This is a genomic window from Microbulbifer okhotskensis (assembly GCF_023895975.1).
GTDB classification, from domain to species: Bacteria; Pseudomonadota; Gammaproteobacteria; order Pseudomonadales; family Cellvibrionaceae; genus Microbulbifer; species Microbulbifer okhotskensis.
The window spans coordinates 1-3124 of the sequence record NZ_JALBWM010000215.1 but is presented as its reverse complement, the minus strand read 5'-3'; the positions used below and the strand labels follow the sequence as shown (position 1 = coordinate 3124).

The 3124-nt window shown below is 45.7% G+C and carries 3 protein-coding genes; 2 read left to right on the top strand and 1 reads right to left on the bottom strand.

All coding sequences use genetic code 11. From position 1 onward, the window contains the following. Positions 1-84: 84 nt before the first annotated feature. Both MO867_RS21245 and MO867_RS21240 read left to right on the top strand, forming a co-directional pair. Entirely contained in the window at positions 85-384 is a 300-nt protein-coding gene (locus MO867_RS21245) for an RDD family protein (RefSeq protein WP_373565926.1), read from the top strand. A gap of 103 nt (positions 385-487) precedes the next feature. Next, positions 488-1387, top strand: coding sequence for a HEAT repeat domain-containing protein (locus MO867_RS21240; RefSeq protein ID WP_252472840.1), 900 nt, complete (start codon positions 488-490; stop codon positions 1385-1387). Between the two features lie 161 nt (positions 1388-1548). Here MO867_RS21240 and MO867_RS21235 read toward each other — a convergent pair whose 3' ends face one another. After that, positions 1549-2448 carry an alpha/beta hydrolase gene (locus MO867_RS21235; protein WP_252472837.1) on the bottom strand — a complete coding sequence of 300 codons (900 nt, stop codon included), beginning with the start codon at positions 2446-2448 and terminating at the stop codon, positions 1549-1551. Positions 2449-3124: the final 676 nt, after the last annotated feature.

The window sequence follows — 3124 nt, the reverse complement described above, 5'->3', positions numbered from 1 at the left end:
CGACCAGAGCGCTGCTTGATCAGGCCTGTTGAACACCAGAATTGACAATAACTCGAAAACACCGCCACCCTAGAGGCGGCTGCCATCTGTGTATTTGCTTATCTATTTTTCGCATGGATATTGGAAAGTTCCCGCTTCCAGGCAACACCGGGCAAGCACCTGATGGGCTATCGCGTAACTAACCGTGCGTTCAAGCGTATTGGCTATGGCCATGGACTCTGGAGGATAGGCAGCTTTATTCTCACCACGGTATTTGGAAAATTCACATGGTTTATTAACTGCTTTCTTGGGGGCAACTTACTGCATGACCGCCTAAGTAGAAGCCATGTGATCAATATGCGCAAATCCCGTGAAGAGCATATGCGCCGTCTGAATAGTAATTAGTCAATAAGGGTGGTTTAACCACCTCCTGTTTTTCAGTTGAAGCTATTCGCCATGATTATATTGCTGGTTATAGTTTTTGTATTCTGATGGGAGATATGTTGGTTTGGATTCTGAAGAATACTTGGCAATTGTTGTGTCGTCTATAAAAGATAACTTTCGTTCTGTATGTGGAAATATAACAGCAGTGAAAAGGATAAGTGGCTTGGCGCTTACTCACATAGCCGCAGCGTCCAGAGCGAGTCCAAAAAAAGTGCTGATTAGAGAGTCCTCATTCCATGACTTTGTTAATCTTAAGTCAATTTTTTTAGATAATGATGTGGTTGCAAGCGATATTTATATCTGCCCTTTGGGTGTAATGGGCGACGGCCTAATTATACAGGTTGATATTGATCAATGGGGGCCTATTGCTGAGCTGCCGAATGATGCCCGATTTATAAGGTCGCATGGGCTGCCGTTGCGAAATTATTCAGCTATAAATAATGGGCTGTACGAGGAGCTGCCTGCTTGTGAGGTGATACCAGATTGCCAAAAATTGGTTGTAGCTCCTCTAGAGTTTAGTAATAAAACTGACCAATTTCGACGTCGAAATGTCGAGAATTCACTAAGGCAGATACTCGAAGGCTATGAGGTGAATGACGCGTTTAAAAGATCACTGATGAATGCCCTAGAGGAAAAATTTGATCGTGATGTAGTGTTAGCCCTCCTTCAGATGCTGGGTTCGATACCTTTAGATGGGGGCAGAAAAAAGATAATTAAGTACTTGTCGGATAACGACAGAGAAATTCGGTTAGCTGCGTTTATTGCTCTGTTGAAAGATGGCCATGTGAAGTCGAAAAATATATTGCTTCGATGTTTGTTAAGTGAGGGCGATGTTGGGACGAGAACTATTATGCTTCTGAATGCGATTAGAGTCCAAATTTTGAGTAAGGATAAACTGCATGCTCTAGCTTCTGTACTGGAGTTGAGTAGAAGGGAGGTTAAGATGTTAAGGCGGATGAAGTGAAAGGTGCTTCTCTATGTTGATTTATTTTAAGTGGCCTTCATTAGTTGTTGTGTAATTTTCTGAGCAGGGCAGAGTTGTAATTGTAAGTTAAATTATCATTTTCTAGGGGCAGGGCTTGCCGTTGTGTGTGGTTGGACTTGATCACAATGCCGCCCTTTGGGTTAAAAGGAGTACTTTCTGGGTAATAGCTTGGCCTTGAATACTTTTTCTATTCCCCGGTCATAACCTGGATTAACAACACTGCCGTGGTTTTCGTTATCAAATATACGTTGTTTTAAAGTAAGGCCATTGTAATTGCGGGACTTTAGCCGTTTCACTAACTGGGAGAGGTCTTTCACCCCGCAAACTGAGTCGACTTCATTACATTTTTCCTCGCCACCGATAAACAGATACACATTTTTTGCCAGATCGGAATTTCGCTCCGCATAAGCCAGTTCGCTTTCCAGAATTTGTTTGTCGGCCCACCATATACTGGGGCTGCCAATAACGTATCGGTCAAAGCTATTGGTGTGGTTGAAAAGAGCGTGGAGGGCGAGAAGGCCGCCCAAGGAGTGGCCCACCAGAGTTTCGTCTTCTTCATTGCCCTTAAAGCTATTGTTGATAAAAGGCTTGAGTTCTTCTTCTATAAAATCGAGAAAACGATCCGCACCGCCGCCGAGTTCGGTACCCTTAACCACGCCGGGTACTGGAGTGAGGTCCATCACTCTCTGGGAAAAGTCCTGATTATCGAAGGCATGGGAGATACCGACCAGAATCACCGGAGGCATTTTGGCATTGCCAAGCTCATCGGGGACCTGTTCCTGAAGTAGGTTGGGTGCGGTCATAGGGAAATGTAGAAAGCCATCGGTCATATAAATGACAGGGTAGTGATCGTTATTTTCCGGGGTGTACGAGAGCGGTAGCATAACGTCGATTACGTACTCTCGCTCCAGTAGGTCGGAATAAAAATGGTAGGACAGTATGCCAGGGCGTGTGAAGGTTGCAGGTTCTGCGCTACCAGCAGTCACCATTTGACTGAAAATGGCAAGAATCCCTATCACCAATAATTTAATTATTTTCATTGTTGTCCCTGTGGGGCGCCGATTCCCGCTTGCTTTCGCCCGGATTAATAGATCTATTTAATTGGAAGCCTAACAGATAGGGGGTGGCACTAGCTAGCAGGGGTACGGATACTTGCCGCATGAATCCCTGTAATCCTCTTTTTGGTAGGTTTGGAGCAGCGGAATGGAGGTTTGGCAAACAGAGGAGCCCACGCTGCAGAGGTGGGGAGGTGGGGAGGGAAACATCCGTAGCTTAATGTTTTCCCATAGATTTAGATGGAGGTCGCTGCGGTACTGTGTAAATGCTGGGCCATACGCAAGGAGCCCACTTCAGCAGATTTTCCCTCGAGTATTGGAGCAACAATATACTGCTCAATATTGCCTTCTGAGACCTGGGGGAAATAGCCGCCGGCCAGGGCTAGGAATTTATGTCGAATACGGTCAAATAGATGCGCCTACATCATAACGCCGCCCGGTATAATACGCTGTGGTGCGTAGCAGCTGGTCAGATTGGCGCACATCACGGCCAGGTACTCTGCCTCTAGTGCTCTGTAACAAACAGTGCGCTCAAATCAAAGCCGTCTTGGCGCGTTCAATTTTCTTCAAAATCATCTCTGCGGAGGGTGTTCAAAACTCTGTGTCAGCCAAGCAGCTATAGGCTGATATATTTCTCCAGCCGATCTGGAAAGTGGATCGC